At 64.9% G+C, this 5,888-nt stretch carries 6 protein-coding genes; 5 read left to right on the top strand and 1 reads right to left on the bottom strand.

The window, feature by feature from the left end:
- Positions 1 to 1,371, top strand: a 1,371-nt coding sequence (locus tag AC1D12_RS22415) for an outer membrane protein assembly factor BamB family protein (protein WP_477842939.1), incomplete at its 5' end; no start/stop codon positions are given.
- A gap of 44 nt (positions 1,372 to 1,415) precedes the next feature.
- Here AC1D12_RS22415 and AC1D12_RS22410 read toward each other — a convergent pair.
- Positions 1,416 to 2,342 carry a LysR family transcriptional regulator gene (locus AC1D12_RS22410; protein WP_465114279.1) on the bottom strand — a complete coding sequence of 309 codons (927 nt, stop codon included), beginning with the start codon at positions 2,340 to 2,342 and terminating at the stop codon, positions 1,416 to 1,418.
- Between the two features lie 89 nt (positions 2,343 to 2,431).
- Here AC1D12_RS22410 and msuE point away from each other — a divergent pair, with 89 nt between their 5' ends.
- The 4 genes from msuE to AC1D12_RS22390 all read left to right on the top strand — a co-directional run.
- Positions 2,432 to 3,013, top strand: a complete 582-nt coding sequence (gene msuE, locus AC1D12_RS22405; protein ID WP_465114286.1) for an FMN reductase — start codon at positions 2,432 to 2,434, stop codon at positions 3,011 to 3,013.
- Between the two features lie 44 nt (positions 3,014 to 3,057).
- Positions 3,058 to 4,038: a DUF1852 domain-containing protein gene (locus AC1D12_RS22400; protein ID WP_477826815.1), complete on the top strand. Its 981-nt coding sequence runs from the start codon at positions 3,058 to 3,060 to the stop codon at positions 4,036 to 4,038.
- Complete coding sequence (locus AC1D12_RS22395) at positions 4,031 to 5,056, top strand: methionine synthase (protein ID WP_477842937.1); 1,026 nt, start codon at positions 4,031 to 4,033, stop codon at positions 5,054 to 5,056. Before AC1D12_RS22400 ends, AC1D12_RS22395 begins: the two co-directional genes overlap by 8 nt.
- 22 nt (positions 5,057 to 5,078) lie before the next feature.
- A partial coding sequence (locus AC1D12_RS22390) for a helix-turn-helix domain-containing protein (RefSeq protein ID WP_477842935.1) occupies positions 5,079 to 5,888 on the top strand: 810 nt, incomplete at its 3' end.

Raw genomic sequence — 5,888 nt, 5'->3', positions numbered from 1 at the left:
GCGGTGGTCGAATCGCCCGTGCGCATCACGACGAGTACCGACGGCACGTTCACCGTGGTGGCCAAGCCGCTCAAGAGCCTGGCGATCGGGCACTACTCCGGCAATTTCGCGATCAACGTCTGCACGGACGTCAATTGCGACCACCCATTGGCCGGCGCGCCGTTCACGCTGCCCTACGACATCGAAGTCCTGTCGCCGGACGGTAGCGTTGCGACCTTCAACCTGTCGCCACTCGCGCCCTTGTCGGGCGCGCCGGACTGGGGCACCTTCCAAGGCAATGCGTCGCACACCGGATTCGTGCCGGCCACGCTGAATGCGTCCGCCTTCAATCCGCGCTGGAAATGGAATGCGCCGGCCTACGCAGGGACGCAATGGTCCCCTTCCGTACTGACCACAGGCGCAGGCATGTTCTACGTCGCGAGCGGCCCCTGGTGGAATGCCAGCGCCTCCGGCCACGAACTGTTTGCGTACAAGGAAGACGACGGCAGCAAGGTGTGGAGCCACTCGTTCGGCGACCTGGAATACGCGACCACCAATCCGCCCGCGTTCTCGGGCGGCAAGGTCTTCATCGCCGCCGGGTCGCAGAGCTCGACGTACATGTTCTCCTTCGATGCGGCCAGCGGCACACAGCTCTTCAAGGCTTCGATGTCCTCGCAATGGGATCGCTATTTCGCGCCGACCATCCTCAACGGGCGGGTCTATACGGACGGCGGCACCTTTGGCGGCATGTACGCGTTCGACACGACGACCGGGGCGACGCAGTTCTTCGCCAACGTCGGCCAGTTCGACGGGTGGACCCCGGCGGTCGATGCGAACTACGCGTACTCCTATGTCGGCGGCACGCTGGGCGTCTACGACAGCCAGACCGGTGCGCTGGTTGGCAGCATCAACGATCCCACGTATGCGTGGAATGGCTACACGACAGCAGGCGCGCCGGTGCTGGGCGCGGCCAACAACGTGTACGCCGGCAACCTCAGCAATCAAGCCAGCAACTCGATCGTCAACTTCGACACCTCGAACCGGACGGTCCGCTGGGCGATCCGGGGTGCCTACTCCGGCAATCCGGCCTACGCCGCCGGCACCTTGTACGCGTCCAACAACTCGCCGTTCCTCCTGGAGGCCTACGACGAGGCGAGCGGCACCAAGCTGTGGACCTGGGCGCCACCCCCCGGCAATGCCAAGTTCGTCAGCGACGTGCTGGTGACCAGCAACCTGGTGTTCGTGAGCACCGACACGACGACCTTCGCGATCGACCGGAGCACCCACGCGCCAGTCTGGTCGTACGCGGCTTCCGGATCTCTGGCGTTGTCGGCGAATGGGGTGCTGTACATCAAGGGGCAGCGCAGCATCGTGGCGATCAACCTGCACTGACGCACCTCCCTTGAGCACTTGCGGCCCTTGAATGGCGGTCAGGGTCAGCGGGCTGGGGTTTGTCGGAATGACCCAAGGTTCCTGCCGATGGCGGGCTGGCGGGCCAGTTCGATGAAGGCCCGCACGTAGTCGATGGCGGTGTCCGCTTCTCGCGCCCCCAGGAAGATCTGCTTGGCGATGCCGCGCGCGCCGAGCCGCACGGGCACCACCTCCATCCTGGCCGAGTACTCCTCGACCAGCCAGCGCGGCAGGGCGGCCACGCCGCGGCCGCTGGCCACCATCTGCAGCATGATGTCGGTGGTCTCGATGGCCTTGTGGCGCCTGGGCGTGACACCGGCCGGCAACAGGAACTGGTTGTAGATGTCGAGGCGCTCGATGTCCACCGGGTAGCTGATGAGCACTTCCTGGGTCAGCTGCTGCGGCTTCACGTAGGCTGCCGAAGCCAGGGCATGGCCCTTGGCCACCACGAGCACCTGCTCGTAGTCGAACACCGGCTCGAACTTCAGGCCCGGCTTGTGGAGCGGGTCGGGCGTGACCAGCAGGTCGATCTCGTAGCCGAAGAGCGCGCCGATCCCGCCGAACTGGAACTTCTGCTTGACGTCCACGTCCACGTCGGGCCACGTGGCGAGGTACGGCGACACCACCTTGAGCAGCCACTGGTAGCAAGGGTGGCATTCCATGCCGATGCGCAACGCGCCGCGCTCGCCCTGCGCGAACTGGCCCAGGCGCTCCTCGGCCAGGTCCAGTTGCGGCAGCACACGGTTCGCCACCGCCAGCAGGTACTGCCCGGCCTGCGTCAGGCGCAGGCTTCGACCTTCGCGCAGCCAGACGTCGGTGCCCAGTTGCTGCTCCAGCTTCTTCATGCTGTGGCTCAGGGCCGACTGGGTGAGGCTCAGCACGCCCGCGGCGGCCGTCAACGACCCTTGCTTCTCGACCTGCTGAACGATGCTGAGGTGGATGCGCTCAAGCATTCAGATGAATTCCGCTCATGGATTTGTGAAATAAAACCATTTTACGTCATGACCCATCTTCCCTAGCATCCCGGTCCATGAAAGCAGAAATGACACGCCCCCTCCGCGTCGTGGCGGTCTCCGGCGGGTTGCAACGACCGTCCAAGGCTGCAGCCCTGGCAGAGCACCTGCTGGACCTGATCGCCAAGGATGTTCCGTGCGAGCGCCGCCTGGTCGAACTGGGTCAGCTCGCACCGCAGTTGGCTGGCGCGGTCTGGCGTTCCCAACTGCCCGACACCGTGGAGCGCGAACTGGCCATGGTCGAGCAGGCAGACCTGCTGGTGGTGACAACGCCGGTCTACCGTGGCTCCTACACGGGGCTGTTCAAGCACTTCTTCGACTTCATTCACCAGGACGCATTGATCGACAAGCCCGTCCTGCTGGCGGCCACCGGCGGCAGCGAGCGCCATGCCCTGGTGATCGACCACCAATTGCGGCCGCTGTTCAGCTTTTTCCAAGCACGCACCTTGCCGCTGGGCGTCTACGCGACCGACAAGGATTTCCTGGACTACCGCCTGCGGGACGAGGCCGTCGTCGAGCGGACTCGGCTTGCGGTGCAACGAGCACTGCCCTTGATCGCATTGACGCGCCACGGCAGTCCTGCACCAGTGAAGGAAGTGGTCGCAGCCTGAAACACGGCATCAGCATTCCCCGGCAATCAGGTCACCAGAACACAATGAACGAAGAACTCAGCTTCCGCCTCAAGAGCATCCGTTTCGATGAGAACTATCAGCCAGCGGACAGCACGCGCATCACCACCAACTTTGCCAACTTGGCCCGGGGGGCGAGCCGGCAGCAGAACCTGCGCAACACACTGCGGATGATCGACAACCGCTTCAACGACCTGGCGCATTGGGACAACCCGGAGGCAGACCGCTACGCCGTCGAACTCGAGATCATCTCGGTCGAGATGAGCTTCGGCGCCACGGAAAGCAGTCCCGCATTCCCGTTGATCGAGATCCTGGAAACCATCGTTCTCGACAAGCGGCACAACACGCGTACTCGCGGCATCGTGGGGAACAATTTCTCCTCCTACGTGCGCGACTACGACTTCAGCGTGCTGCTCCCGGCCTACAACGCCGATCGCGCGCAGTTCGGCACGCCGGACGATTTCGGCGACCTGCATGGCAAGCTGTTCAAGCAGTTCGTCAACTCGAGCACCTACAAGGAGCGCTTCAAGAAGGCGCCGGTCATCTGCATCAGCGCCTCGACCAGCAAGACCTATCGCCGAAACGGCAATCACCACCCCATCCTGGGCATCGAGTACCAGCAGGATGCGCTGTCATCGACCGACCAGTACTTCGCCAAGATGGGCATGCAGGTTCGCTTCTTCATGCCGCCTGACAGCGTGGCGCCCCTGGCGTTCTATTTCCGCGGCGACCTGCTGGGCGACTACTCGAACGTCGAGCTGATCGGCACCGTCGCCACGATGGAAGCCTTCCAGCGGATCTACCGCCCCGAGCTCTACAACGCCAACTCGGCGGCCGGGAAGGTCTATCGACCGAGCCTGAAGCACGGGGACTACTCATTGACGCAGATCGTCTACGACCGGGAAGAGCGCAGCCAGCTGGCTGTCAAGCAGGGGAAATTTGCAGAAGAGCACTTCATCAAGCCGTACAAGAATGTCCTTGAACAATGGGCTGCCAATCATGTTTGAAACCTCCATCGCCGGCAGCCTGCCSAAACCCGCCTGGCTSKCYGAAACCAACAAGCTCTGGCCGCARTGGAAGGCYGAAGGCGATGCGCTTCGCCAGGCCAAGGCCGATGCAACGCTGCTGTGGATCAAGGCCCAGGAAGATGCAGGCCTGGACATCGTGTGCGACGGCGAGCAATCGCGCCAACATTTCGTGCACGGCTTCCTCGAGCAGGTCGAGGGCATCGACTTCGAGCACAAGGTGAAGATGGGCATCCGCGACAACCGCTACGACGCGATGGTGCCGCAGGTGGTTTCCGCGCTGCGCCTGAAGGGCCGCGTGCATGCGTTCGAGGCACAACTGGCGCGCGCGCACACGAAGAAGAAGCTGAAGTTCACGCTGCCCGGCCCGATGACCATCGTCGACACCGTGGCGGATCGCTTCTACGGTGACAAGATCAAGATGGCCTTCGCATTTGCGGAACTGCTGAACCAGGAAGCGCTCGCGCTGCAGGCCGACGGCGTGGACATCATCCAGTTCGACGAACCCGCGTTCAACGTCTACATGAAGGACGCTGCCGACTGGGGCGTGCAGGCGCTCGGGCGCGCCGCACAGGGCTTGACCTGCACGACGGCCGTGCACATCTGCTACGGCTACGGCATCAAGGCCAACACCGACTGGAAGAGCACGCTGGGCGACGAATGGCGCCAGTACGAGGCGGTGTTCCCCGCGCTGGCCCGCAGCCGCATCGACCAGGTGAGCCTGGAATGCATCCACTCCCATGTGCCGCCCGACCTGATGAAGTTGCTGGCCGGCAAGGACGTGATGGTCGGCGTGATCGATGTGGCCAGCGATGTCGTCGAGACACCCGAGGAAGTGGCGGACACCATCGGCCGCGCGCTGCAGTTCGTGCCGAAGGAGCGGCTGTTCCCGTGCACCAACTGTGGCCTGGCACCGATGGGGCGGGACGTGGCTTGGCGCAAGCTGGAAGCGCTGGCCAAAGGCACGAAGCTGGCAAAGGAGCGGCTCGCCGCGGCGTGAAGCACATCGGGTCTCAACCACCATGCGCAAGACCTTCCTCGGCGTGCGCCTGCGCACGCTGCGTGAGCAGCGCGGCCTGACGCAGGCCGCGCTGGCCGAATCGCTGGAGCTGTCGGCCAGCTACGTCAACCAGCTCGAGAACAACCAGCGCCCGCTGTCGGTGCCGGTGCTGCTGAAGCTGCAGTCGGCGCTCGGCGTCGACCTGCAGTTCTTCTCCGAGAGTGAAGAGGCGCGCCTGATGGCGCAATTGCACGACGTGGTCGCCGATGGCGGTGCCGCGATCCCGCATGCGGAGGTGCTGGCCCTCGCGCAGCAGATGCCGGCGCTCGCGAATCGCATGCTCCAGCTGCACAAGGTGGCCCGCGATGCGCAGGAGCGCCTCGAAGCGATGGCCGTCGGCCTGGGCGACCGCGATGCCCGGCCCGGCCTCGGTCCGACCCAGCCGCACGAGGAAGTGCGCGACTTCTTCTACGCGCGCCACAACCACGTCGCCGAGCTCGACGAGCTGGCCGAGGCCACGCATGCCGAGCTGGACCCGCCCTCGCTGCTGGCCCGCGACCTCGCCGGGCGGCTCGAGCGGCACTTGCTGCTGAAGCACCGCATCTCGACGCGCACCGCAGCGGCCGATGCGCTGCCCGGCCTGCGCAGCTACGACCCGCGGTCACGGCTGCTGACCTTGCATGCGGATCTCGAACCGGGCCAACGCGCGTTTCAGCTGGCGACCCAGCTGGCCTTCGTCGAGGCCGACGAACTCCTGGCCTCGCTGGTGGCGGGCGGCGAATTCCGCAGCGACGAATCGCGCGCGCTCGGGCGCATCGGGCTGGCCAGCTAC

The sequence above is a fragment of the Rhizobacter sp. P1_G5 genome (assembly GCF_056405435.1).
This window is presented reverse-complemented; position numbering and strand designations above follow the sequence as displayed.

Bases quoted from the DNA above. Each gene is read 5' to 3' on its own strand.
- AC1D12_RS22410 (WP_465114279.1), bottom strand. From the start codon at position 2,342: ATGCTTGAGCGCATCCACCTCAGCATCGTTCAGCAGGTCGAGAAGCAA.
- msuE (WP_465114286.1), top strand. From the start codon at position 2,432: ATGACACGCCCCCTCCGCGTCGTGGCGGTCTCCGGCGGGTTGCAACGA.
- AC1D12_RS22400 (WP_477826815.1), top strand. From the start codon at position 3,058: ATGAACGAAGAACTCAGCTTCCGCCTCAAGAGCATCCGTTTCGATGAG.